This window comes from Lysobacter alkalisoli (assembly GCF_006547045.1).
GTDB lineage: Bacteria > Pseudomonadota > Gammaproteobacteria > Xanthomonadales > Xanthomonadaceae > Marilutibacter > Marilutibacter alkalisoli.
The window spans coordinates 1,651,410-1,676,492 of record NZ_CP041242.1 but is presented as its reverse complement, the minus strand read 5'-3'; the positions used below and the strand labels follow the sequence as shown (position 1 = coordinate 1,676,492).

General features: G+C 67.4%; 16 protein-coding genes and 2 pseudogenes. 4 read left to right on the top strand and 14 right to left on the bottom strand.

All coding sequences use genetic code 11. The features are described 5' to 3' along the window. Window positions 1–147: 147 nt before the first annotated feature. The 9 genes and pseudogenes from gyrA to FKV23_RS07210 form a co-directional block, all read right to left on the bottom strand. A pseudogene (gene gyrA, locus FKV23_RS07250) lies at window positions 148–2,768 on the bottom strand (DNA gyrase subunit A). Between the two features lie 212 nt (window positions 2,769–2,980). Further along, window positions 2,981–4,039 carry an S-methyl-5-thioribose-1-phosphate isomerase gene (gene mtnA / locus FKV23_RS07245; RefSeq protein WP_141623249.1) on the bottom strand — a complete coding sequence of 353 codons (1,059 nt, stop codon included), beginning with the start codon at window positions 4,037–4,039 and terminating at the stop codon, window positions 2,981–2,983. A 25-nt stretch (window positions 4,040–4,064) separates the two neighbouring features. Further along, window positions 4,065–4,844, bottom strand: a complete 780-nt coding sequence (locus tag FKV23_RS07240) for a DUF3011 domain-containing protein (protein ID WP_167285070.1) — start codon at window positions 4,842–4,844, stop codon at window positions 4,065–4,067. Window positions 4,845–5,022: 178 nt separating this feature from the next. Continuing rightward, window positions 5,023–5,991 carry an EF-P lysine aminoacylase EpmA gene (gene epmA / locus FKV23_RS07235; protein WP_141623247.1) on the bottom strand — a complete coding sequence of 323 codons (969 nt, stop codon included), beginning with the start codon at window positions 5,989–5,991 and terminating at the stop codon, window positions 5,023–5,025. 34 nt (window positions 5,992–6,025) lie between these two features. Continuing rightward, window positions 6,026–8,389 (bottom strand): NAD-dependent DNA ligase LigA, encoded by a 2,364-nt coding sequence (ligA, locus tag FKV23_RS07230; protein ID WP_141623246.1) that lies wholly within the window; start codon window positions 8,387–8,389, stop codon window positions 6,026–6,028. Between the two features lie 173 nt (window positions 8,390–8,562). Then, window positions 8,563–9,300, bottom strand: a complete 738-nt coding sequence (gene zipA / locus FKV23_RS07225; RefSeq protein WP_141623245.1) for a cell division protein ZipA — start codon at window positions 9,298–9,300, stop codon at window positions 8,563–8,565. Window positions 9,301–9,357: 57 nt separating this feature from the next. Then, window positions 9,358–12,861: a chromosome segregation protein SMC gene (gene smc, locus FKV23_RS07220; RefSeq protein ID WP_141623244.1), complete on the bottom strand. Its 3,504-nt coding sequence runs from the start codon at window positions 12,859–12,861 to the stop codon at window positions 9,358–9,360. 212 nt (window positions 12,862–13,073) lie between these two features. Next, window positions 13,074–13,394 (bottom strand): BolA family protein, encoded by a 321-nt coding sequence (locus FKV23_RS07215; protein WP_244244127.1) that lies wholly within the window; start codon window positions 13,392–13,394, stop codon window positions 13,074–13,076. Then, window positions 13,391–13,690: a YciI family protein gene (locus FKV23_RS07210; protein WP_141623243.1), complete on the bottom strand. Its 300-nt coding sequence runs from the start codon at window positions 13,688–13,690 to the stop codon at window positions 13,391–13,393. Before FKV23_RS07210 ends, FKV23_RS07215 begins: the two co-directional genes overlap by 4 nt. Before the next feature lie 540 nt (window positions 13,691–14,230). Between FKV23_RS07210 and FKV23_RS07205 the strand changes: the two are divergent. The 4 genes and pseudogenes from FKV23_RS07205 to FKV23_RS07190 all read left to right on the top strand — a co-directional run bounded on the left by FKV23_RS07205 (window position 14,231) and on the right by FKV23_RS07190 (window position 18,842). After that, a pseudogene (locus FKV23_RS07205) lies at window positions 14,231–15,096 on the top strand (segregation and condensation protein A). A 52-nt stretch (window positions 15,097–15,148) separates the two neighbouring features. Beyond that, window positions 15,149–16,126: an SMC-Scp complex subunit ScpB gene (scpB, locus tag FKV23_RS07200; protein WP_141623242.1), complete on the top strand. Its 978-nt coding sequence runs from the start codon at window positions 15,149–15,151 to the stop codon at window positions 16,124–16,126. After that, complete coding sequence (locus tag FKV23_RS07195; RefSeq protein ID WP_141623241.1) at window positions 16,119–17,576, top strand: pseudouridine synthase; 1,458 nt, start codon at window positions 16,119–16,121, stop codon at window positions 17,574–17,576. Before scpB ends, FKV23_RS07195 begins: the two co-directional genes overlap by 8 nt. 168 nt (window positions 17,577–17,744) lie before the next feature. After that, the gene (locus FKV23_RS07190; protein WP_141623240.1) at window positions 17,745–18,842 is read left to right on the top strand and encodes an NAD(P)/FAD-dependent oxidoreductase; all 1,098 of its coding nucleotides are present in this window, start codon (window positions 17,745–17,747) and stop codon (window positions 18,840–18,842) included. Between the two features lie 54 nt (window positions 18,843–18,896). Here the strand turns inward: FKV23_RS07190 and FKV23_RS07185 are convergent, their stop codons facing one another. From FKV23_RS07185 to FKV23_RS07165, 5 genes are all read right to left on the bottom strand, one after another. Then, a complete protein-coding gene (locus tag FKV23_RS07185; RefSeq protein WP_141623239.1) occupies window positions 18,897–19,472 on the bottom strand; it encodes an OmpA family protein in 576 nt (191 codons plus the stop codon). Window positions 19,473–19,719: 247 nt separating this feature from the next. Then, window positions 19,720–20,184, bottom strand: a complete 465-nt coding sequence (locus tag FKV23_RS07180) for an aminoacyl-tRNA deacylase (RefSeq protein WP_141623238.1) — start codon at window positions 20,182–20,184, stop codon at window positions 19,720–19,722. Between the two features lie 196 nt (window positions 20,185–20,380). Next, window positions 20,381–21,151, bottom strand: coding sequence for a slipin family protein (locus FKV23_RS07175; RefSeq protein ID WP_141623237.1), 771 nt, complete (start codon window positions 21,149–21,151; stop codon window positions 20,381–20,383). Further along, window positions 21,148–22,602, bottom strand: a complete 1,455-nt coding sequence (locus tag FKV23_RS07170; RefSeq protein WP_141623236.1) for an NfeD family protein — start codon at window positions 22,600–22,602, stop codon at window positions 21,148–21,150. Before FKV23_RS07170 ends, FKV23_RS07175 begins: the two co-directional genes overlap by 4 nt. A 118-nt stretch (window positions 22,603–22,720) precedes the next feature. After that, the gene (locus FKV23_RS07165) at window positions 22,721–25,009 is read right to left on the bottom strand and encodes a hypothetical protein (protein ID WP_167285067.1); all 2,289 of its coding nucleotides are present in this window, start codon (window positions 25,007–25,009) and stop codon (window positions 22,721–22,723) included. Between the last annotated feature and the right edge of the window lie 74 nt (window positions 25,010–25,083).

Below are 25,083 nucleotides of genomic sequence, written 5' to 3'. Positions count from 1 at the left end.
TTCCTTTCCTGAGTGGAGGCAAGTATAGACCTGCATTGCGCCCGGGCACCGTACCGCCCCGGTGAAAATACAGTTGCTTTCCGACAACGGAGCCCGAAAGAAAAACGCCGCCCGGAGGCGGCGTTTTCATGGCAGGTCCGCTCAGGCTCAGACGGCCGGATCGGCTTCGGCATCGGGGGCGCTGGAGGGAACTTCCGCCGTAATCGCCGGGCTGCCCTCCCCATCCAGTTCCTCGTCGCCGTCGAGCGAGACGTCCAGCCGCTCGACCACCTGCAGGCTCTCGCCCGCGGACAGCCGCATCAAGGTCACACCCTGGGTGTTGCGGCTGACCTGCGAGATCTCCGCAGCGCGGGTCCGCACCAGAGTGCCGCCGTCGGAAATCAGCAGAACGTCGTGCTGCTCGCTGAGCTGCACCGCGCCGACCAGCTTGCCGTTTCGCTCGGTGGTCTTGAGTGCGATCACGCCCTGGATGCCACGGCCCTTGCACGGGTACTCATCGACCGGGGTGCGCTTGCCGTAGCCTCGCTCGCTGGCGGTCAGGACATCGCCATCGCCGTCGACCACGATCAGGCTGACGACCTCCTCGCCCTCGGCCAGCCGCATGCCGCGCACGCCGGTGGCGGTGCGGCCCATCGAGCGGACCTCGTCCTCGGCGAAGCGCACCGCCTTGCCGTTGCTCGCGAACAGCATGACGTCACGGGCTCCATCGGTCATCGCCACTCCGACCAGGGCATCGCCCTCATCGAGGTTGATCGCGATCTTGCCGCGCTGCAGGCGATAGGCGTATTCGGTCAGCGGAGTCTTCTTGACCGTGCCATTGCGGGTGGCGAAGAACACATAGCGGTCCTCGTCGTATTCGCGCACCGGCATCACCGCCTGCACGCGCTCACCCTCCACCAGGGGATCCAGTTGATGATCGGACGGCCGCGCGCATTCGGACCGGCGTCGGGCAGCTGGTGCACCGGCAGCCAGAACACGCGACCAGCGCTGGTGAAGGTCAACAGGGTGTCGTGTGTATTCACCAGCCACAACTGGTCGATGAAGTCTTCGTCCTTGGTCGACGCCGCGCTGCGTCCGCGGCCACCGCGCTTCTGCGAGCGATACGTCGTCACCGGCTGCCGTTTGGCGTAGCCCGAATGGGACAGGGTCACCACCACGTCTTCCGGCGCGATCAGGTCGAGGATGTCGAGATCCTCCTCGCTTTGCCGGATCTCGCTGCGGCGCGCATCGCCGAACTCTTCCTTGACGTTGCGCAGCTCGGTGCGGATGACCTCCATCAGCACCTCGGGATCCTCGAGGATCTCGATCAGGCCGCGGATGGTCTCCAGCAGCTGCTTGTATTCCTCGGTCAGCTTCTCCTGCTCCAGGCCGGTCAGGCGATGCAGGCGCATCTCCAGGATCTGCTGGGCCTGGGTTTCGGTGAGCTGGTACTTTCCATCGACCAGGCCGACACCGGCCGGCAGGTCCTCCGGACGCGAGGCCTCGGCACCGGCGGCGGCCAGCAGCGTGCCGACCAGACCGGGCTCCCAGGTACGGGCGAGCATGCGATCGCGCGCCTCGTTCGGGTTGGCCGAGGTCTTGATCAGCTCGATCATCTCGTCGATGTTGGCGAGCGCGACGGTCAGGCCTTCCAGCACATGGGCGCGCTGGCGGGCCTTGCGCAGCTCGAAGATGGTGCGCCGGGTCACCACCTCGCGGCGGTGGCGCACGAACACTTCCAGCAGGTCCTTCAGGTTCAGCAGCTGCGGGCGGCCGTCGACGATCGCCACCATGTTGATGCCGAACACCGACTCCATCTGGGTCTGCTGGTACAGGTTGTTCAGCACCACCTCGGCGGAGTCGCCGCGCTTGACCTCGATATAGATGCGCATGCCGTCCTTGTCGGACTCGTCGCGCAGCTCCGAAATGCCCTCGAGCTTCTTTTCCTTGACCAGCTCGGCGATCTTCTCGATCAGCCGCGCCTTGTTGACCTGGTACGGGATCTCGGTGACGACGATGGCCTCGCGGCCGTTGTCGGCCACCTCGACCTCGGCGCGCGCGCGCATGCGCACCCGGCCACGGCCGGTGCGATAGGCGGTCATGATCCCGGCGGTGCCGTTGATGATGCCCGCGGTCGGGAAGTCCGGACCGGGGATGTATTCCATCAACCCGTCGATATCGATTTCCGGGTTGTCGATCAGGGCGATGGTGGCGTCGACCACTTCCGACATGTTGTGCGGCGGGATGTTGGTCGCCATGCCGACCGCGATGCCTGCCGAACCGTTGACCAGCAGGTTCGGTACCCGCGTCGGCAGGACCGTCGGCTCCAGTTCCTTCTCGTCGTAATTGGGCTGGTAGTCGACGGTTTCCTTGTCGATGTCGGCCAGCAGCTCGTGGCTGAGCTTCGACATCCGCGCCTCGGTGTAACGCATGGCCGCGGCGTTGTCGCCATCGATCGAACCGAAGTTGCCCTGCCCGTCGATCAGCATGTAGCGCAACGAGAACGGCTGCGCCATGCGAACCAGGGTGTCGTACACCGCCGAGTCGCCGTGCGGGTGGTACTTACCGATCACGTCACCGACGACGCGCGCGGACTTGTAATAGGGCTTGTTGCTGTGCGCGCCGAGCTCGTTCATCGCGTACAGGACGCGTCGGTGCACCGGCTTGAGTCCGTCCCGGGCGTCGGGGAGTGCACGTCCCACGATCACGCTCATTGCGTAATCGAGGTAGCTGCGACGCATCTCGTCTTCGAGATTGACCGGGATGATTTCCTTGGCGAGTTCGGCCATCAGGGTTCCGTGTTGGGCGGTGGATCAGGTACCCGGGAACGCCCTCGGACAGGCCGCCATGGCGGTGCCCGGGACGACGCGCGCGGGCGCCATCAAAAAGACGTGAAATATTACCACGAAGACGGGTTTCACGCACGCTCGCGCATGCCTTAATTTCAGGCAGAAACAATGACTTGCGGTTCGGCGCGGGGGTCGCACCGCCGCACGTGGCCTCAGTGGCCGAAGGCCGCGCGCATGGCGGCCGCGTCGGGGCGCTCGATCACGCCCTTCTCGGTCACGATCGCATCGATCAGCGCATGCGGGGTGACGTCGAACACCGGGTTCCAGGCTTCGATATCGGGCGCGGCGGTACGCACCCCGCCGATCGCGAACATCTCGCCCGGGTCGCGCTCCTCGATCTCGATCCCGTCGCCGGACGGGGTATCCATGTCGACCGTCGAGGACGGTGCCACCACCATGAACTTCGCCCCGTGGTGGCGGGCGGCGATGGCGAGCTGGTAGGTGCCGATCTTGTTGGCGGTGTCGCCGTTGGCGCAGATCCGGTCGGCGCCGACGATCACCCACTGCACCGCCCCACCCTTCATCAGGTGCGCCGCTGCGGCATCGGCAACCAGGGTCGGGGCGATGCCGTCCTGCTGCAGCTCCCATGACGTCAGCCGCGCACCCTGCAGCCACGGCCGGGTCTCACCGGCGTAGACCTTGCCGATCAGGCCCAGGGCCACGCCGGCGCGGATCACGCCCAGCGCAGTGCCAAAACCGGCGGTGGCCAACGAGCCGGTATTGCAATGGGTCATCACCCCGCTGCCGGGCGCGATCAGCGCCGCGCCCAGCGCGCCCATGTGGCGGTTGGCGGCCAGGTCTTCATCGGCGATGTTCTGCGCCTCGCGTTCAAGCCGCTCGCGCCAATCGCTGCCGCTGCCATCCAGCGCACGCCGCATGCGCGCCAGCGCCCAGGCCAGGTTGACCGCGGTCGGGCGGGCGGCGTTGAGGCGCTGCATTGCGGGTTCGAGTTTCGAGGCGGCTTCGGCGCCGTCGGCGGCATCGACCCCCCTCGCCGCCAGCACCACTCCCCAGGCCGCGGAGATGCCGATCGCCGGCGCACCTCGCACGGTCAGGGCGCGGATTGCGTCGGCGACCGCATCGCTGTCCTCGCAGCGCACGTATTCCACCTGGAATGGCAGCTTGCGCTGGTCCAGCAGTTCAAGGGCGTCTCCGGTCCAGCGGATCGGGCGGACGCGGTCGTAGCGGTCGAAATCGATGTCCTGGCTCATCGGGCCAGTTTACCGGGCGGACATGTCAGCGGACGCTGAATTCCCCGCGACAACCGCCGCTGACCCAGATCCCGCTGCGGTCCCAGCCCCAGCTGGTGCCGCGGATGCAGGCCGAACGCGACAACTGGCGGATCAGGACCACCTCGTTGCGTACCTGCACATTGCAGCGGCGCTGGCGGTCGTCCCTGGATTCACAGCGGACGGTCTGCGAGTGACCGGGGTCGGGACGATGCCCACCGCCACTGCCTCGACCGGTGGCGAACTCCGCGCGGCATCCGTTGGAAACCCAGATCGAGTCCCGATCATGACCCCAGGTCCGATCCTGGGTGCAGGGTTTGGACGACAGCTGGCGGACCAGCTGTACGCCGCCCCGGGTATTGGCCGCGCAACGCCGGACGCGGTTGTCGTTCGACTCGCAGCGCACCAGTCCGGAGCCCTGACCGTAGCCCGGCCGATCGCCACCGTAGCCGGCCACGAACTCGCCCCGACAGCCATTGGTCACCCAGACGCCATCGCGATCGACGCCCCAGGTACGCCCCTGGATGCATGGGGAGTCTGAAAGCCGGCGTACAAGGCGCACGCCACCGGACGTATCGACCCTGCAGCGGCGGGTACGGTTGTCGCTCGATTCGCAACGGAAAGTGCGGTCGTAGCCACTGCCGGGATAGCCCCCCGGATAAGATGGATAACCACCCCCGGGATAGGGATGGCCGCTGCCGGGATAGCCGGCACCGCCGCCATACATCGGGTCGTAGATGCAACCGGCGACCATCATCACGGCCACGGTGGCAAGGGCACGCTTCATCACACGCGTCATGGCAACCATCACTCCCCTCCTCTGACCTGGCAATGCCGTCCGGACATACAGCTACGTTACCCCTTCCAGCTGAATCCACACGTGCTGCCCTCGACTGAACGCGAACGCGTCCTGAACGACCGCACCATAGCAAGACCACTTGAAAAAAATCGCTATCCGGGACCATTCAAGCCCGCGGAAACGCAAACGCCAGCACATCGGCAATCCGGTCGGTGGCCAGCATGGCCATCAGCAGCCGGTCCACGCCCAGGGCGACGCCTGCACAGTCCGGAAAGCCGGACCCCAGCGCGGCCAGCAGGTGTCCGTCGATCGGAGGAGCTGTCTGTTCGCGCTGCCCGCGCACCGCCTGGTCCCGCTCGAAACGGCGCCTTTGCTCACCTGCATCGGCGAGTTCGTGGTAACCATTGGCCAGTTCCAGTGGCCCCAGGTACAGCTCGAAGCGTTCGGCTACGGGTGGGTCATCCTCACGCACCCGCGCCAGCGCGCATTGCGAAGCCGGATAGTCCACGACGGCCAGCAACTGGTCGACCGGGAATGCCGGCTGCAGGCGATGGGTCATCAGCAGGTCCAGCCAGTCATCACGTGTCAGGCCTTCGGGGTCGATGTGCGCATCGCCGAGGGCATCGCGCAGCATCTCGATGCTGGAGGAGGAGGGGTCGATACCCAGACGCTGTCGGTACAGTTCGTGGTAGCCGATCTGCTCAAACTCCGCGCCGCGGCCGACCAGGAACAGAGCCGCCTGCACCAGCTCGGCGGTCTCGGTCAACAACCGGCGATGATCCCAGCCTGTGCGGTACCACTCGAGCATCGTGAACTCGGGGTTGTGGCGGCCTCCGGCCTCGCCATCGCGGAACACCCGGCCCAGCTCGTAGCAGTCGCCGAAGCCGGCCGCGACCAGGCGCTTGAGCGGGAACTCCGGCGAAGTGCGCAGCCAGCGCGTGCGTGGCGCACCGTCGGTACGGCCACTGAACTCCAACGAGAACGACGCGATGTTCGGATCGGTGTTACCGGCCAGTGACATCACTGGCGTTTCGACCTCGACGACGTCGCGCTCGGCGAAGAACGCACGGATCAATGCGTTGAGTTTCGCGCGCAGGCGCAGGGCATCGAACGAGGCCGACGGCTGCCAGCTCATTGCGTAAGCGCCCTGCCGGAGGTCCCGCGAGTTTTCATTCATGCCCTGCCAGGAATGCCAGCAGCTTCGCCTCGTCCCAGACTTCGACGCCGAGTTGTTCGGCCTTGGCCAGCTTGGAGCCGGCCGCTTCGCCGGCGACGACGAAACTGGTCTTCTTCGACACGCTTCCGGAGGCCTTGGCGCCGAGCGCCTCCAGCCTGGACTTGGCCTCGTCGCGGGTCATCGCCGACAGCGTGCCGGTGAGCACCACGGTCTGGCCGTCGAGCGGGCCAGCGACGGTTTCGGCCGCTTCGGGAACAAGCCGATCGAGTTCGGTCAATGCTTCGCCACATGCCGACAGCAACCGCGCATGCGCATCGTCGGCCAGCCATTCCACCAGCGCGCGCGCCGAATCGGCCGGCAGGCCGGCGGTGACGAAGGCATGCTCCGGCGCATCGAGCACGGCGTCCGCGCTGGCGAACGCCGCGGCCAGCTGCCCGGCGCGCAAGGCAGTGACCTTGGGGATCTCGAGGTCGGCCAGCACGGTCGCAAGATCGAGGCCGCCGCGCAGTTTCGCGTCCGGCGGATGGGTGTCCGAGATGCGCACGCCGCGCTCGAGCAGCTCGTCGATGACCTTCTGGTTGCCGGGCTGATCGAAGAAATGACCGATGCTGCGCGCAACCTCGCCGCCGATGTCCGGCACGCGCTTGAACAGCGGCCACGGCAGCCGGCGGATCAACTGCAGGTCGCCGAACCACGCGGCCAACGCCTTGGCCGTGCTCTCGCCGACATGCTGGATGCCGAGTGCGAACAGGAAACGCTCCAGGGTGGTTTCGCGGCTGTGGTCGATCGCCTCGAGCAGGTTGTCGGCCCATCGGGTCGCAATCTTGCCGCCTTTGACCGTCTCGGGGGTGGTGCCGTCGCGCTCGTCGGCGCGGCGCTTCATTTCCAGCAGGTCGTTGAGCGTCAATTTGTATAGATCGGCGATGCTGTCGATATAGCCCAGGTCCGACAACTCCTCGATATAACGCTCGCCAAGCCCCTCGATGTCCATCGCCCGGCGCGAAGCGAAATGGCGCAACGCCTCCTTGCGCTGGGCCGCGCAGGTCAGGCCACCGGAGCAGCGGTACACCACCCCACCCTCGTCGCGGACCAGTTCCGACCCGCACACCGGGCAGCATTCCGGCATCGCCCACGGTTGCACATCGGGCGCGCGCATGCCGGGCACTACCCGCACCACCTCCGGGATCACGTCGCCAGCTCGGCGGACGATCACGGTGTCGCCGAGGCGCACGTCCAGCCGCGCGATCTGGTCGGCGTTGTGCAGGGTCGCGTTGGTCACCACCACGCCGGCCACCTGCACCGGTTGCAGGCGCGCGACCGGGGTGGCGGCGCCGGTGCGGCCAATCTGGATGTCGATGCCTTCCAGCACCGTGGACTGCTCCTGCGCCGGGAACTTGTGCGCGATCGCCCAGCGTGGTGCGCGCGAAACGAAGCCCATCTCGCGCTGGCCGGCGTAGTCATCGAGCTTGTAGACCACGCCGTCGATGTCGTACGGCAACGAGTTGCGTGCCTCGCCCATGCGGCGGTAGTACCCGAGCAGGCCATCGAGGCCGGTCACCACCGTGCTCTGGCTGCTTACCGGGAAGCCCCACTCGCGCAGACGCGCCAGGGTGGCGGAATGGGTGTCGGGCAGTTCGCCGCCCTCGACCGCACCGACGCCATAGGCGTAGAACGCCAGCGGCCGGCGCGCTGTGATGCGTGGATCGAGCTGGCGCAACGAGCCGGCGGCACCATTGCGCGGATTGGCCAGCACCTTGTCGCCCTTGCCCTTGTCGGCGTTCTTCATGGCGCGCTCGTTCCAGGCCTTGAATCCGGCCAGCGGCATGTAGACCTCGCCGCGGACCTCCAGCACGTCCGGCCAGCCCTCGCCGCGCAGCGCCAACGGAATCGCCTTGACCGTGCGCAGGTTGGCGGTGACATCCTCGCCGGTCGCGCCATCGCCACGGGTCGCTCCCTGCTTGAGGCGGCCATGCTCGTAGCGCAGGCTGATCGCCAGGCCGTCGAGCTTGGGCTCGACCGAGAACACCGGTGCCTCGCGGCCGATACGCTCGTCGATGCGGCGGACGAAGTCGGCCACCTCCTCGTCGCTGAACGCATTGCCCAGCGACAGCATCGGGATCGCGTGGCGCACCTCGGCGAACGCGGACGAAGCCGCGTGTCCTACCCGCTGGGTCGGTGAATCCGGACTGGCCAGTTCGGGATGCGCGTCTTCCAGTGCCTCCAGCTCGCGCATCAGCACGTCGTACTCGGCATCCGGGATCGCCGGATCGTCGAGCACGTGGTAACGGTAGTTGGCGTCCTCGATCCGGCGACGCAGTTCGGCGATGCGTTGTTCTGGGTTCGTCATGTCTGACATGAAGCATTTTGACGCGGATTACACGGATTCGCGCGGATCAATCAAAGCGGATCGATCAAACCCGAGAAAATGGTACGGACACCGGCAGTTTCCGCAGCCCGGACAAGGCCATGGGCCGCCTCCGGGCTTCCCGGGTGCGCTCCGCTTACCCGGGCTACGACTCTACGACTTGTTCACCACCGTCCAGGCTTGCTCAGCGGCGGCGCTTCGCGCTGGCGGTCGTAGGCGCGCAGTTCGTCGCGGATGTGGGCGATGCGCTGGCGGCCGAGCGCATTGCGCTGTTCGTCGAGCACCACGCCATCGAGCAACTCGGCCATGCGCTGGGCGGTCGGCAGCATCGCTTCCCATGCATCGAGCGCCGCCACCGGCGCTGGCAGGGTCAGGAAAAAGGCGATCGCCGGTGTTTCCAGCGACTGGATGTCGGCCATGTCGAAGTTGCCGGGCTTCATGATGTTGGCGACGCTGAACATCGGCCCGCGCTCGGGATGATGTTCGACCAGACGATGGAACACGCCCATGTAACCGTAGACCAGGCCGGCCTTCTCCGCCGCGACGACGATGTCGGGACCATGAAGCTTCTGCCCGGCACGGGCGGCAAGATAGAGGGTGACGATCTTGTCGAACTCCTCGCTGGTGCGACGCCCCAGTTCGCTGCCGCCCGAAGCGCCCTCCTCGGCGAACAGGGCGCCCTGGCTGACGGACTCCCCGCCCGCGTCGTCGCGACCGTCTTCTCCGCCGGCGGCCAGCGATTCGCTGAACGTCGGTTCGCGACGACCTGAATCGTCGCGCGGCTCGCGCGGGCGGCGGGTGCCCTGCCCCGGCCTGCCCGGGCGGCCAAAGAAATAGATCGCCGCGATCAGGATCAGGCCGGCGACGAGTATGCCGATACGCAACAGCCAGACTTCAGACATCGGTTGAGCTCCTTGCGTGGGCGGGGCGGATGGAGCCGATGGCGTTGCCTGCAGGCATCACGCAGCACCGGCCAGGCGCGCGGCCTCGGCCAGGTCGACCGACACCAGCCGGCTGACGCCCGGCTCGCGCATGGTCACGCCCGACAGCTGCATCGCGGCCTCCATCGTTGCCTTGTTGTGGGTCACGAACAGGAACTGTACCTGCTCGCTCATCTCGCTGACCATCTGCGCCAGGCGGCCGACGTTGGCCTCGTCCAGTGGCGCGTCGACCTCGTCGAGCAGGCAGAACGGTGCCGGATTGAGGCGGAAGATCGCGAACACCAGCGCCACCGCGGTCATCGCCTTCTCGCCGCCGGACAGCAACGAGATGTTGGACACCCGCTTGCCGGGCGGGCGCGCCATGATCGTCACGCCGGTGTCGAGCAGATCCTCGCCGGTCAGTTCCAGATAGGCGTGACCGCCACCGAACAGGCGCGGGTACAACTCTTGCACACTGGAGTTGACCCGGTCGAAGGTGTCCTTGAAGCGGCCGCGGGTCTCACGGTCGATCTTGCGGATCGCCTCCTCCAGCGTATCCAGCGCGGCGCTCAGGTCGGCGTCCTGGGCGTCGAGGTACTCCTTGCGCTGCAGGGCCTCGGCATGTTCGGCGATCGCGGCCAGGTTGACCGGCTCGAGCCGGCGCAGGCGCGCATCGATGTCGGCGACGGTCTTTCCCCACACAGACGGGTCGGCATCCTCGACCAGGCCGTTGGCGACATCCTCCAGTGCGAAGCCTGCCTCGGTCACCGCCTCCACCAACTGCTCGGCCTTGAGCAGCAGGGCCTGCTGGTCGAGCCGGCGCTGGCCGATCGCCTCGCGCTGCTGCAGGGCCTGTTCGTCGCGCTGCTGACGAATCTGCTCGAAGCGGCGCAGGTCGGCGTCGATGCCGTCGACCGTGGTGCGGGCCTGGGTCAATGCCTGTTCGCTCTGCACACGCTGCTCGAGCGCGACCTGGCGCTGCTGGTCGAGCTCGTCGACCGGCGAATCGCCCTCGACCAGTTGCGCGGTCAATTCTTCCAGCCGATTGTCGAGCTGGCCGCGCTGGCCGCCCATGCGGTCGAGCGCCTGGGTCAGCGAAGCGATCTGGGTCTTCTGCGCCTCCAGGGTCAACGCCAGTGCGTGCGCGGCGTCGCGGGACTCGCGCGCGAGCATGCGGGCCTGGTCGCGGGCCTCGAACAGGCGGCTGCGCTCGGCATCGAGCTGTTGGCGGGCATCCTCCAGCTCGGTCATCTTCATGACCGCCTCTTCCTGACGCATGCGCGCCTCGCGCGACTGCTCGCGGCTGGCCTCGCCGGCCTCGGCGAGCTGCGCAAGTTCGGCGTCGATCTTCTCGATCCGCCCGCGTGCGGAATCCAGCCGACCCTGCTGGCTCTGCAGTTGGCCGGCCAGCTCGGACACGTTGCGGTGCGCCATGTACAGGGTGCGCTGGGCGTCCTCGCGCTGCTGCTCGGCGGCCAGCGCGCGATCGCGCAACTGCACCAGCAACGACTCGAGCTCATGCTCGCGCGCCTGCAGGGTCTCGATCTCTTCGCGCAGCGACTGGATCTCGCGCTCGCGCAGCAGCGCGCCCTGCCTGGCCGCACCGGAACGCAACACCCGCACCCAGCCGGCACCGAGGCGCTCGCCGTTGCGGGTGATGATCGACTCACCCTCGCCCAGCATCGGCAGCATTGCGCGTGCCGCAGCCAGATCCTCGGCGGCGTGCAGACGGGCCAGGATGCGGCGCACCGCGATCGGGCCACGCACCTTCGACGCCAGCGAGGTCGGGGCGAAATCGACCGCGTCGTTCTTCGGCTCGACCAGTGCCAGCCGGCCTTCGCCAAGCTCGCCGATCGCGTCGATCAGGGTTTCCGGGGACTCGACCAGCACGCCCTCGATCAACTGGCCGAGCGCGCTTTCCACCGCGTTTTCCCAGCCCGCCTCGACCTGCAGGCTCTCGCCGACACGAGTGGACGAATCCAGCCCGCGGGCGCGCAGCCAGTCCAGCGCCGCGCCCTGCTCCTGGCCGAGCGCGGCATGCTGCAGGGCCTCCAGCGACGACAGCCGGCCGCGTGCCGACTGGGCCTGCTTGCGCACCTCGGCCAGTTCGGTCTGGGTGGTGCGCTGCTGTTCCTGGGTCTCGCCCAGGGCCGACTTGCGGGTTTCCAGCTCCTCGGTCAGCGAGTCCAGCGACAGCTTCTTCGCCTCGTGCTGCTCGGTCAGTCCGCTGAATGCCTCGGCAAGCGCTGTCAGGTCGAGGCCGTTGCGTTCGCTGGCCAGAGCTTCACGGCGACGCTCGGCGTCCAGCGCCTGGCGGTCGAGGTGCTCGATGCGGGTGCGTTCGACGTCGGCGGCGCGGACCGCCTCGGACTGGGCGCGGGTGTGCTCGTCCCAGCGCTGCTGCCAGTCGGCGAGCTTCGCTTCGGCCTCGCGCAGGGCGTCCTGGCGGGCGGTGTCCTCCTCGCGCAGCTGCTCCAGGCGCGGTTCGGCCTCGGACACCGAGGCCATCAGCACGTCGAGCTGGGACTGGTCCTGGCCGATGTGCTGGCTCAGTTCGGCCAGTGCCGACTGCGCCTCGTCGCGCGCCTTCTGCAGGCGTGAGGCCATTTCCTTCTGGTGCTGGATCTGCTGCTCGATCCTGGCCAACGCGCCGCTGACCTCGTAACTCGCGGCCTGTGCCTTCCCCAGCGCCTCGGCAGCCTCCTCGCGGCGCACCCGGCCGGTCTCAATCTCGCGCTCGGCCTCGCGCTGCTCGGCAATCAACTGCTGCAGGCGGGTTTCCTGCTGGGCCAGCTTCTCGCGCTGGGCCTGCAGTTTATGGTCCAGCGCACGATGCTCGAGCGCCTTCCACTCGGCATCCTTGACCTTGCGCTCGGCCTGCAGCGCCTGGTACTGCTCGGCCTGGCGGGCCTGGCGCTTGAGGTGTTCGAGCTGCTTGCCGACTTCATCGCGCAGGTCGCTGAGGCGGTCGAGGTTCTCACGAGTATGGCGGATGCGGTTCTCGGTCTCGCGGCGGCGCTCCTTGTACTTGGAGATGCCGGCGGCTTCCTCCAGATACACGCGCAACTCCTCGGGCCTGGCCTCGATGATGTTGCTGATCATTCCCTGCTCGATGATCGAGTAGCTGCGCGGGCCCAGACCGGTGCCGAGGAACAGGTCGGTGATGTCGCGGCGGCGGCACTTGGCGCCGTTGAGGTAGTACTGGCTCTGGCCGTCGCGGCTGACCACGCGCTTGACCGAGATCTCGTCATAGGCGCCGTACTCGCCGGTGATGGTGCGGTCGGCGTTGTCGAAGATCAGCTCGACCATCGCCTGCGACACCGGCTTGCGCGCCGAGGAGCCGGCAAAAATCACGTCGGTCAGCGAGTCGCCGCGCAGACGGCTGGCCGAGCTTTCGCCCATTACCCAGCGCACCGCATCGATGATGTTTGACTTGCCGCAGCCGTTGGGACCAACGACACCGGTCATGTTGGTCGGCAGGTGCAGGGTGGTCGGGTCGACGAAGGATTTGAAACCGGACAGCTTGATCGTGGACAGACGCATTCGGCGAAAGGGCCTCTGGCGGGTGGCGGGCACCGCGCCCACAAATGACAAAATGGATTAATTATTCCGCTTAAATCATTGATTGATATAAGCTCAACGCGACCCGAGAGTCGCGCCACATCGCGAGTATAACGGCCCGTGGAACCTCGTGCCGAGGCCGCGCGGCAAGGCCCTTGACCGGCGGCAGTTCGGGACGTGGAGCCGATTCCCGATCAACTCCCCACCCCTGCCTCGGCCGGCGTGCGGGCGCGGATCGACAGCGCGTGGATGTCGGTTTCCATCAGCCCGCCGAGCGCGGCATAGATCGCCCGATGACGCGCAACCGGACTCTTGCCAGCGAAGATTTCACTGACGATGTCGACGCTGAAATGGCCGCGGCCGTCGCGCGCACCGGCATGGCCGGCGTGGCGGTGACTGTCGTCGGTGATCTCCAGCGCTACTGGCGACAACACGGCCTCGAGCGCATCGCGGATCGCCGCCACCCGCTGTTCGCGCGGCAACGAACCGGGCATGACCGGCGGCAGCGGCTTCATGGCAGCACCCGCTTGAATGGCCGCACATCGACCCGGTCGTAGACGTCGGCGGCCACGTAGGGATCGGCATCGGCCCAGCTGCGGGCCGCCTCCAGCGACTCGAACTCGGCCACCACCAGACTGCCGCTGAAGCCTGCCGGCCCTGGATCCTCGGCATCGATGGCCGGGCACGGCCCCGCCAGCAGCAGCCGCCCCTGGTCGCGCAACGCGGTCAGCCGCGCCAGATGCGCCGCACGCGCCGCCAGGCGCCGCTCCAGCACACCTTCCCCATCATGCCCTTCGATCACATACCACATTGGATCCGCTCCCCCGGCCGCCGCATCCGGCGCTGAACGGCATTCTATCCCCGCTGGACACACCTGCCGCCAACCCGTACCCTAACCATCAGTTGCCAGAGGCCGGAACGCAGCGGCCCGCCACGACAGGCTCCCCACGCCGTCGTCATGCATCGCACCCCCGGTGCACCGCTGCCCCACGCCGGCCCGGACCCGCTACGTTTCCTGCACCACTCCGCCACCTTGGGCGGTGCGGTCCGCATGCAGCGTACGGGCACCGCAGAGGGATTTTCGTTGTAGTCCGTCAACGTCCGGCTGGCGATCCAGCTGTTCGTCCACGGGCGTATCTGAAGCCACTTCTGAAGCTGTTTTCCCGCACGTATCGCACAGGTGGGGACGCCCGGACCGCATGGCCCCAGGAGGGGCCAGCCACGCATGACAAACCCGATCGCGCCAGAAGCGATCGAGCCTGCCGAAGCCCCCCAGCCTTCCGAGGGGCAACCCACCCAGGCCCGACCCGCCGAAGCCGTCCACAATCCGACGCATCCACAGCAGCAGGAAATGCGGCTGGCAGTGGTGCACGGCCAGCCGGTGCTGCAGATCCCGCAGGACCTGTACATCCCGCCGGACGCGCTGGAAGTCATCCTCGAAGCCTTCGAGGGCCCGCTCGACCTGTTGCTGTACCTGATCCGCCGGCAGAACCTGGACATCCTCGACATCCCGGTCGCCGAGATCACCCGTCAGTACGTCGACTACATCCAGGCCATGCACGAAATGCGTTTCGAGCTGGCCGCCGAGTACCTGGTCATGGCCGCGATCCTGGCCGAGATCAAGTCGCGGATGCTGCTGCCGCGGCCGCCGGCCGAGGAAGGCGAAGAAGAGGATCCGCGTGCCGAACTGGTCCGTCGGCTACAGGAATACGAGCGGTTCAAGAAGGCCGCCGAGGACCTGGATACCCTGCCCCGGCAGGACCGCGACACGGTGCCGGTGGCGGTGGAAGTGCCGGACCGCGCCGCGATCCGCCTGCCCCGCCGGTGGACCTGCGCGAGATGCTGCTGGCGCTGCATGACGTGTTCAAGCGCGCCGAGCTGTACAGCCAGCATGCGATCAAGCGCGACGCGCTCAACGTCCGCCAGCGGATGGGCGAACTGCTGGAGCGCCTGAACGATGGCCAGTTCCATCGGTTCGAACAGTTGTTCACCGTCGAGGAAGGCAAGCTCGGCGTGGTGGTGACCTTCCTCGGCCTGCTGACCCTGGCCAAGGAACAGCTGATCGAGATCGTGCAGGAACATGTCGACCACCACGCTCGCCAGGGCGAACGCGTGCCTCTGGCCCCGATCTACGTGAAATCGCTGGCGGTGCTGGACGACCCCAGCCAGATCGAACTGAGCAGCGAGTTCGACGACGACGACCACGCCCCCGCGTGAGCCGCCAGCGTCTCCCCTAACCAGCCGAACCCGACCAAGACCGAACGATCGCATGGATCAAACTCTCATCACTCGGATCGTGGAGGCCGCCCTGCTGGCGGCCCACCAGCCACTGACGCTGGCGCAACTGCACGCGCTGTTCCCCGAGGACCAGCCGGCACCGAACGGCAGCGTCGAACAGGCGATCGAGGCCCTGCAGGCCGGCTGCGCCGAGCGCGGCATCGAACTGGTCGAGCTGGCCTCGGGCTTCCGCTACCAGGTGAAGAACGACGTGCATCCGTGGGTCGCGCGGCTGTGGACCGAGCGCCAGACCCGCTACACCCGCGCTACCCTCGAGACGCTGGCGCTGATCGCCTACCGCCAGCCGATCACCCGCGGCGAGATCGAGCAGGTCCGCGGCGTGGCGGTCAACAGCAACATCATCAGGGCGCTGGAAGAACGCGAGTGGATCCGTGTGGTCGGCCACCGCGACGTGCCCGGCAAGCCGGCGCTGTTCGGCACCACAAAGACCTTCCTCGACTACTTCGGCCTCAAGCGCCTGGATGAACTGCCGCCGCTGTCGGAGTTGAAGGAGATCGGCGAGCTGGAGCCGGAGCTGATGTTCGAGGGCGGCAGCAAGGACAAGCCCCCCACGGCCGAGGGCGGAGCAATCGCTGCCGGTGGCATTGCCAGCGATACCGACGACCGCGTCGACGGCGAAACCGGAGAAGCCGCCAACGATCCGGCCGATACCGACGTGGCCGACATCGAAGAGATCAATGGCGACAGTGTCGATTCCGCGGGCACCGAACTCGACGGCGACCAGCAGACGACCGACAACCCGCCTGATGAAGGCGAACCCGAAGCCGCGCCGGGGGAGCGCGTGGCGGACGAGAACGAGCAAGACAACGCCGGGATGAAGTCAGAGTCGATTTCCTCTGATGACCTTTCGGCCACACCGGAAACGGATGAGGAAATTGACTCCGACCCCGTTTTCACCGAATCCGAGGCCGCCTCCAACGAGGACGCGCCGGAGCAGAGAAATGACTGAACCCAAGAGCCGCAAGCTCACCCTGAAACGCAACACCGAGGGCGGTAACGAAGCGCCCCGCCTTGAAGAACGCCTGCACAAGGTCCTGGCCCAGGCCGGCCTGGGTTCGCGTCGCGCGCTGGAACAGCGCATCGCCGACGGCCTGGTCAAGGTCAACGGCGAGGTTGCCCGGACCGGCATGTCGATCAAGGGCAGCGACAAGGTCGAGATCGACGGGCGTCAATTCGTCGCCAGCGCGCTGACCGAGCCGGCCCGCGTGCTGATGTACAACAAGCCCGAAGGCGAAGTGACCACCCGCGAGGACCCGGAAGGGCGCCCGACCATCTTCGAGGCCCTGCCCGCGCTCAAGGGCGCGCGCTGGATCACGATCGGCCGCCTCGACATCAACACCACCGGCTTGCTGCTGCTCACCACCGACGGCGAGCTGGCCAACGCGATGATGCATCCCTCCTACGAGGTCGAGCGCGAATACGTTTGCCGCGTGCGCGCACCGGAAGGACAGGAGCATGTCGCCGACAACATCCCCGACCGCCTGCGCCGAGGCGTCGCCCTGGATGATGGCCCGGCGAAGTTCGACGAGGTCGAGCGCATCGGCGGCACCGACTCGCACGACTGGTTCCGGGTGGTCGTCAAGGAAGGCCGCAACCGCGAAGTGCGGCGGCTGTGGGAGTCGCAGGGCTGCCAGGTGAGTCGCCTCAAGCGCATCCGCTATGGCAAGGTGGGCCTGCCGCGCGAACTGCTGCGCGGCCAGTCGCAGGAACTGCCGACCGACAAGGTCGAGGCGCTGCGCAAGGAACTGGGACTGGAGGACGGCGCGCCGTCGGCCCTGACTCTGCAACCTGTGATCGGCCAGCGCAAGGCGGCCAAGTCGACGATCAACCTCAGCGGCAGCGATCGTTCGCAGGGCTACGTCGGCGGCCCGAGCCGTGCCGACGAAGGCCGTGAGCTGCGTCGGTTCGACCATGTCCGCGAGGATCGTGGAGGGCGTGGCCGTGGCGGCCCGAAGCGCCATGGCGGCCTGACCGTCAGCGGCGAGGCTGCCGCCAAGCAGTCGCAGAAGCCGTTCAAGCAGCGCAAGCAGAAGGGCGCGAAGCTGCCCGAGGGCAGCCCGGCCGCATTCCGCACCTGGTACGTTCCCGAAGGCGTCGAGACCGGTCCGAGCGGCCATCGCAATCCCGATGGCAAGAAGAAGTTCGGCGGCAAGCCCCGCCCCGGTGGCGCCAAGCCGCAGGGCAAGCCGCAGCGTGCGGCACGCCCACATGGCCAGCCGAGCGGAGGCGTGCACTTCCCGTCCGACCACGCCGGCGGCGGCCACAGCCCCTACGGCGACAAGCCTCGCGGGCCGCGCCCCGGCGGCAGTCGCCCGGGCGGGCGACCCGGCGGCCGTCCCGGTGGACCTCGACCAGGGGGACCGCGCGGCGGCGGACGCGGTACTCCGCGCGGCAGCTGACCCATAGAGTTCTGCCGACAGGGGCGCCAACTGGCGCCCCTGTCGCATTTGACGGCGCGCCCCCCGCTCAAGAGTTCCTGCCGCTTCGCCTCCACTTCACACAGGCACCATCCTGCCCTCGCCTGCGCATCCCAGACTCCGGCACTGCACAGCCTGCCGGAGTCGCCGATGCCCCCGATTGCTCGTCCCGAATACGACCTGGTGGTTGCCGGCGCCAGTTTTGCTGGCGTCGCCTGCGCGCTGGCCGCCGCGCAATCCGGCCTGCGTGTGGCCGTTCTGGAGCGCAAGCGCGATCCCGGGGAAAAACTACACACCACCGGCATCATCGTGAAGGAAGCGGCTGAGCAGACCCTGCTCAACCAGTTGCCGGCCCGGCTGACCCGCCGCATCGAGCAGGTGCGGCTGTACGCGCCGAGCCTGAAGCAGGTCGCGCTGGCCGCACCCGGCTATTACTTCCTGACCACCGACACACCCGAGGTCATGCGCTGGCTGGCCGGGCAACTGCATCGGCACGATATCGACCTGCGGCTCGGCTCCGCATTCACCGGTGCCACCCGTGAAGCCGGCGGCTGGCAGATCAAGGGGCTCGGTCATGCACGCTATCTGGTCGGGGCCGACGGTGCGCGTTCACGGGTCGCAGCCAGCACCGGACTCGGACAGGTACGACAGTTCCTGTACGGCATCGAGTACGAATTCCCGGGCGCCTGCCTGCAACGGCCCGATGCCCTGCACTGCTTCATCAGCAAACGCTATGCACCCGGTTACATCGGCTGGATCGCTCAGAGCCCGACCGGCATCCAGGCCGGACTCGCGTTGCGGCACGATCCGACGCGGGCGCGGGTGCCCGACATTGCCGGTTTCCTGCTGCGGGTCGGCGAAGCCGGCGGCCTCCCCCGCCACCTGAAACCGGGCACCACCCGTGCCGGACTGATCCCATGCAGCGGCCCGGTCTGGCCGATGGCCGACGACGGCGTGATGCTGACCGGCGACGCCGCCGGCATCGTCTCCCCGGTCACGGCCGGCGGCATCCACTCGGCCTGGGAGCACGGCTGGTCCACCGGCCGTGCGATCGCCGCCCACGTTCGCGGTACCGGCCCGCGACCCGAGCCGGTCTCGATTGCCGCCGCGCCCCGTTTCCGCGCCAAGCGCGCCCTGCGCTGGGCCTACGACCACCTGCAGTTCGACTGGCCCTTCGATCTGTTCATGCATTCGCCTCCGCTGCGTTGGGCGGCAGAGCAGGTCTACTTCCACAAGCGCGGAAGCTGAAACGACGAAGGGCGCCATCCGGCGCCCTTCGCAATGCATCCCTGCCCAATGATGCTACATGACGCTGGCGGTCTTCGGTCCTGCGTAGTCGACTACCAAGGCGATACGGCGGTTGTCCTGGCCTTCGACACCGGTCGCGCCTGGACGGACCTGGCGATTCTCGTCCTCGCCGTAGCTGACCGCTCGCACCTGTTCAGCGGGCAGACCGGCGACATCGACCAGATAGTCGCGGGCGGCATCGGCACGGCGCTGGCCAAGCTTCTTGTTGTAGGCCGGGGAACCGGACGGATCAGTGAAACCTTCGATCGTTATCAGTGCACCGCTGTGGCTGTTGCGGATCGCATTGGCGAAATCGTCGAGCAATGGACGGGCGTCTTCGCTCAGGGTCGCATCGTCGACCGCGAAGTAGGCGGCGGTGTCGACGCGGGTACGGCCCGCGACCTGGGTGACCAGGGCGTCGTGCTTGTCGGACAGGGCCTGGATCTGCGCTTCGAGACGGGCATCGGCCGCACGCAGGTCGGCGACGGTCGCGTCGAATTCGTCACGCTTCACGTACTGGCTGCAGCCGGCCAGCACGGCACTGGCCAGGGTAACGGCCAGGACGGCCTTGGGGGACAGGGGCATTGCCATTTCGGGTTCTCCTTCATATTCATGTCTGGCGCACTGCGACATGCAGGCATGCCGCACGGGGGATACGCCGTCGATGAACCTAGGCCAGCATGCGTATCCCGCGGATGAACCAGGGAAGCACGCGCGCCCGGAATACCGGAAATCGTGACGAAAGCCGCAGCCCTCCCTCGCGCGAATGCCTTATTCGCACGCGTGGCGGATGCCGATCTGCATTGCACGGACCGGCATCACACGGGCCTGGCGCCCTTCAATGCCGTGTCATCGATGCCAGGTGCGGATGCACGAGGCGCTCGAAGTCGTTCCAGTCGACCCACATCAGTTCACGGTGATTGCCGGCGTTGAAGGCGATCCGCTGGTCACCGGCAAGGCTGTCGGCGACGTACACATCCATCCCGTACAGGTTGCCGAATGGCGGCATTGCGCCGACCTCGCATTCGGGGAAGCGGTCGCGGAACTCGGACTCGCTGGCCAACCGGGCCTCACTGGCGCCGGCCGCCTCGCGCAACCGGTCGATATCGAGCCATTCGTTGGCCGGCAGCACCGCCATCGCCAGCTTGTCGTCGAGTCGGACCATGACAGTCTTGGCCATCGAGTGGCTGTCGATATGGGCCCGGGCCGCGGTTTCCTGCGCGGTGAAGGCATGCGGATGGGTCACCGTGTCGAAATGCACATGCTGGTCTTTCAGGAAATCCTGCAAACGTTGCGATGTCATGGCTTGTTACCTCGTCTGGGGCCCGCCGCAACCGCAGAGCGGCCAGCGGGAATGCCGTCACGCCGGCGACAGCGGGAGTCCAGTCCCTTGGAGGGAAAGTCCATGGGCCTCCGTCTTCGCGGAGATGACAATCAGGAAGCGTTCCCAGTCTAGGCCGGCCGGCACGCGACGGACTGCCGCACGTCGGCCGACTGCCTCAGCCTCCGCCCGGCCCGCCCGATACACGCTTCGTGATGGCCTCGACGATGTCGACCGGCAACGGAAACACGATCGTCGAGCTTTTCTCGCCAGCGATCTCGGTCAGGGTCTGCAGGTAGCGGAGTTGGATAGCACGGGGGTCCCCGCCCAGGATCCGGCCGGCTTCGACCAGTTTCTCTGCCGCCTGCTGCTCGCCCATGGCGTGGATGACCTTGGCCCGGCGCACGCGCTCGGCCTCGGCCTGGCGGGCAATGGCGCGGACCATGACTTCGTTGATGTCGACATGCTTGATTTCGACGTTGGCGACCTTGACACCCCAGGCGTCGCTCTGCGAGTCGAGAATGGCGCGGATGTCGTCATTCAGCTTCTCGCGCTCGGCCAGCATCTCGTCGAGGTCGTGCTGGCCCAGCACCGAACGCAGTGTGGTCTGGGCGAGCTGACTGATGGCCTCGTAGTAGTGCTCGACGTTGATGATCGCTTTCTCCGGGTCGACCACGCGGAAATACACCACCGCGTTGACCTGCACCGAGACGTTGTCCTTGGAGATCAGATCCTGCGCCGGCACGTCCATCACGATCGTGCGCAGATCCACGCGGACCATTTGCTGGACCACCGGTATCAGGATGATCAGGCCCGGCCCCTTGACCTTCCAGAAGCGGCCGAGCTGGAACACCACGCCGCGCTCGTATTCGCGCAGAACCTTGATCGCGCTTGCCAGCACCACGGCCAAGATCAGCAGTACCGGGAAGTAGAAAATTAGTTGGTTCATGTCGCACCCTCCTTTGATGGTGCAGGCGACGCCTCGGGTGCCACCTGCAGGACCAGCCCGTCTAACGAGACCACGCGCAGTTCCTGTCCGCGGGAAATCCGCACTTCCGACCGCGCCTGCCATACCTCTCCGTGGAAGCGGACGGTGCCCTTTTCTCCCTGGCCGAAATCCTCCAGCGCCAGCGCCCGCGCTCCATGCATTTCCTCGATGCCGGTCGTCACCGGCCGTGTCCGGGCCCGGGCCGCCAGCCAGATCACGCCCATGAACATCAATCCGCTGGCCGCGCCGACGCCGAGGATCAACTGCCCCGGCACGCCGAAACCAGGCACCTCGGTATCGAACAGGATCAGCGAGCCGGCGATCAGCGCGACCAGGCCGCCGATGCCGAGTGCCCCGAAACTGGGCATCGCGACCTCCACCGCGATCAGCGCCACTCCCAGCACGATCAAAGCCACCCCGGCGTAGTTCACCGGCAATACCTGAAGTGCGTACAGCGCCAGCAACAGACAGATCGCGCCGACCACGCCGGGCACGATGGCACCGGGGCTGTAGCCCTCGAAGATCAGGCCGTACAGACCGATCAGCAGCAGCAGGTAAGCCACGCTGGGCTCGGTCAGCACCGCCAGGAACTTGAACCGCCAGTCGGGTTCGACCGTCGTCACCGCCGCGCCGCGGGTCTGCAGCGTGATTTCGCCATCGCGCATCTTGACCGTGCGACCATCGGCTTCGGCCAGCAGCTGGGACAGGTCACTGGCGATGATCTCGATCACCTGCTGCTTGTAGGCCTGCCCGGCGGACAGGGTCGCGGCATCGCGTACCGCAGCCTCGGCGAAGTCCACGTTGCGGCCGCGCAACTCGGCCAGGCTGCGTAGATAAGCGACGGCGTCGTTGACGCTTTTGCGGCTCATCGCGCTGCCATCGTCGGCGGGTTGCTGGTCATCCCCCTTGCCGTCCGCGCCCTCCCCTTCCTCCGCGTCCTTCGGCTGACTCCCGGGTTGCCGGCCCGGTGCCGGCGCGCCGCCCGGAGCACCCATCGCTACCGGCGTCGCCGCGCCCAAAGCGGTGGCCGGCGCCATCGCGGCGAGGTGGCAGGCATAGAGAATGTAGGTGCCGGCACTGGCGGCGCGCGCGCCTTCGGGCGCAACCCAGCCGATCACCGGCACATCGGAAGCAAGGATGGCCTGGTTGATGTCGCGGGTGGCCGCATCCAGCCCACCCGGGGTGTCGATACGCAGGACCACTGCGGCGGCCCCCTCTTCACTGGCCCGCTTGAGGCCGCGGCGGAGGTAGTCGCGCGTGGCCGGGCCGATGCCGCCCTTGATGTCGAGCAGGAGGACTTCGCCGCTGCCGGGCGCGTCCTTCGCATCGTCCGCACCCGCCTGTTGCGCCGACATCGTCGGCGCGAGCAGCAGCCCCAGGGCCAGCAGCAATGCGCGCGCGTAACCGTTCATGACGTCCGCCAACGGGGCCGGATGGGCCCTTCAGACGGATTCAGTTAAGCGCACAGGACGTCAAGATGGCGGCAAGGCCTCCGGGGCCGGGGCCGCGGATGGCGCCCGCACCACGCGCCTACCGCAACAGTGACGGCTGGGCGTCGTACCACTGCCGCGCACGCACCAGGTGGAGCTCGCTCCGGGTGTCATCGAGATCGACCGCCATGCCCAGCACGCCCCAGCGTGCGTAGAGGTTGCCGCGCCGTTGCCGGCCCTGCAGCCGCAGACGGGCTCGCACGTCGAAACGGTCGTTGTCGGCAACGAGGTTGTCGAGGATCAGGATGTCGTCGCGCCACTGCACGTCGCCGGTGACCCTGGCCTCGCCGGCATCGACCAGGCGCGGCACCCACTTCGGATAGTCTGCGCGCTGCGAATAAAGCGCGAGCAGGAAGCCCACGTCCTTCATCGCGATCCGGGCATGGCCGTTGATGTCGACCTCGGTCGCACCGTCCTTGTCCTTTTGCGCGCTCCCCTTTTTCGCCCGAGCTTCGCCCGGTAACCGCCAATCGAGCCGGGCCCGATCCAGGTCGACACGCGCCCACCAACCCCGCCGGGTCCGGCCATCCGGTTCGACCAGGCTGATGTTGTCCAGTCGTATCTGCGAACCGTCGATGTTGAAGCGACCGTCTTCGAGATCGGCGCGCCGCAGGCGGGTGTTGACGTCGATGTTGCCGCGTAATGCCATCCCGGCGGCGTGCAGACGGGTGTCGCGGCCACGCACGCGCAACCAGCCGCGCCCGATCGCCCCGGCCCCGTCCAGACTCAGGTCGCCACTGAGCAGGCCGCGGCCACCTTCGAAGCGCAGTTGCGACCTGGGCAGGTAGCGGTTGTAGACGCGCAGGTCGGGGACATCGGCATCACTGAAACGCAGGCGGGCACGCAGCGCCTCGCCCGCGCGGACCGCGCCGTCGTCCTGCTCCAGCAGGCTGCGGTCGAGGCCATGCACGGCCTCGATTTCCAGCCGCAGGTCGCGGCCCTCGACATAGCGGGCGCCGCGACCGGCATCGGCGATGATCGCAAAGCGTTCCAGCCGGAGGTCGAGCCGCGGCCGGATGCCGCCCTTGTCGCCCTCCCCGGCGGGCTGCAATACACCTTCCGCGCGGGCACGGCCCTGCATCCGGTTGCCCATCACGTCGGCGACCACGTCGATGCCGGGCACCTCGATCCGGCTGCCGGCGACAGGCTCGCCATCGACCAGCCTGACATCGGCATCGATGCGCCCCGCACCGTCCAGCACCAGCCAGGGCGCGTCTGCGAAGTAGCGACCGATCCATTTCAGGGAATCGAACTGCCAGCGTCCGACCAGGTGCCCGGAACTGCGCGGCAGCAGGGTCCTGGGATCGTCCAGCGGAATCGCGTTGCCCGCCAGCACCAGGTCGGCATCCAGCGCCAGCGTGTCACCGTTGGACGTGAGGTGGTCCGGCAGGCTGGCGCGCAGGTGGATGTCGTGGTCGACCTCCAAGCCGAATACCAATGAGTCATCGTTCTTCGAATCGCTACCGGGCAGAGGCGATGTCCAGTCCAGCTGGCTCCCCGCTGCCAGTTCGCCACGCTGCCATCCGATCCGCCCGCGCGCATGGCCCATCGCTCCGTCCGCGGCCGGATGCAAGCGGATTCGCTCGTCGCCGGCCTCCTCCAGGCGCAACGCCGTGGTGCGTCCATCGAAATCGAGTTCGGCCACGGTCACCAACAGCTTGTGGATGCCACTGGCCTGCTCGCGGGTGTGGCTGTCCATCGCGAAACGCGCGGACAAGGTATCGAGCTCAAGCAGGGTGTCGCCAGCCTGGGTCACGCGGGCGCCGTCGAAGCGCGCGGTCGAGGTCGTGATCTCCATCGGACCGCCATGCATCTGCTTGCTGAAGCCGAACTCGGCGTGGCCGGTTCCCTCCAGCGTCAGCTCCTGGAGTCGCCCGGCGCGGACGCTGCCGCTGGTGATGCGGTCGAAGCGCACCACCCAACCGCCCTGCCGAGCGGGCGATGGCGCCATCGGCTCGGCTCCGCGGTCGATGTCGATCTCGATGCCCTCGGCCCGTACCGAAGCGAAGCGCAATTCCTTGCGAAACAACGCGAGCAGGGCGAGCCGTCCGTGCGCACGATCACCGCGAATCTTCCACAGCGTGGTGCCGGTATGGCCGCCGACATCCAGGTTCCAGGCCATCACTTGGCCCGGCCATACGGTCAGTGCGGACTGCCATTGCACTTGTACGCGCTCGGGCTTCCGATTGATTGCCCACGGGCCCACCGGGGTATTCAGGAACAGGTTGCCGAGCAGCAGATAGGCGAGCCATGCCGCCGCCAGCACGAGCAGGGTGCGATGCAGCGCCTTGCGCCACGCAGGGCGGGTGGAAACAGCGGTTCGGGTCAAGGAGGCAGACATCGGCCGAGGATAGCCGAGCGCGGCATGTCGACAGTTTTGCAATGTTATAATGTAACACTCGC

What these genes read in the sequence shown, in the direction of transcription:
- mtnA (WP_141623249.1), bottom strand. Translation starts at nt 4,039, where the DNA reads ATGAGCCAGGACATCGATTTCGACCGCTACGACCGCGTCCGCCCGATC.
- FKV23_RS07240 (WP_167285070.1), bottom strand. Translation starts at nt 4,844, where the DNA reads ATGAAGCGTGCCCTTGCCACCGTGGCCGTGATGATGGTCGCCGGTTGC.
- epmA (WP_141623247.1), bottom strand. Translation starts at nt 5,991, where the DNA reads ATGAGCTGGCAGCCGTCGGCCTCGTTCGATGCCCTGCGCCTGCGCGCG.
- ligA (WP_141623246.1), bottom strand. Translation starts at nt 8,389, where the DNA reads ATGTCAGACATGACGAACCCAGAACAACGCATCGCCGAACTGCGTCGC.
- zipA (WP_141623245.1), bottom strand. Translation starts at nt 9,300, where the DNA reads ATGTCTGAAGTCTGGCTGTTGCGTATCGGCATACTCGTCGCCGGCCTG.
- smc (WP_141623244.1), bottom strand. Translation starts at nt 12,861, where the DNA reads ATGCGTCTGTCCACGATCAAGCTGTCCGGTTTCAAATCCTTCGTCGAC.
- FKV23_RS07215 (WP_244244127.1), bottom strand. Translation starts at nt 13,394, where the DNA reads ATGAAGCCGCTGCCGCCGGTCATGCCCGGTTCGTTGCCGCGCGAACAG.
- FKV23_RS07210 (WP_141623243.1), bottom strand. Translation starts at nt 13,690, where the DNA reads ATGTGGTATGTGATCGAAGGGCATGATGGGGAAGGTGTGCTGGAGCGG.
- scpB (WP_141623242.1), top strand. Translation starts at nt 15,149, where the DNA reads ATGGATCAAACTCTCATCACTCGGATCGTGGAGGCCGCCCTGCTGGCG.
- FKV23_RS07195 (WP_141623241.1), top strand. Translation starts at nt 16,119, where the DNA reads ATGACTGAACCCAAGAGCCGCAAGCTCACCCTGAAACGCAACACCGAG.
- FKV23_RS07190 (WP_141623240.1), top strand. Translation starts at nt 17,745, where the DNA reads ATGCCCCCGATTGCTCGTCCCGAATACGACCTGGTGGTTGCCGGCGCC.
- FKV23_RS07185 (WP_141623239.1), bottom strand. Translation starts at nt 19,472, where the DNA reads ATGGCAATGCCCCTGTCCCCCAAGGCCGTCCTGGCCGTTACCCTGGCC.
- FKV23_RS07180 (WP_141623238.1), bottom strand. Translation starts at nt 20,184, where the DNA reads ATGACATCGCAACGTTTGCAGGATTTCCTGAAAGACCAGCATGTGCAT.
- FKV23_RS07175 (WP_141623237.1), bottom strand. Translation starts at nt 21,151, where the DNA reads ATGAACCAACTAATTTTCTACTTCCCGGTACTGCTGATCTTGGCCGTG.
- FKV23_RS07170 (WP_141623236.1), bottom strand. Translation starts at nt 22,602, where the DNA reads ATGAACGGTTACGCGCGCGCATTGCTGCTGGCCCTGGGGCTGCTGCTC.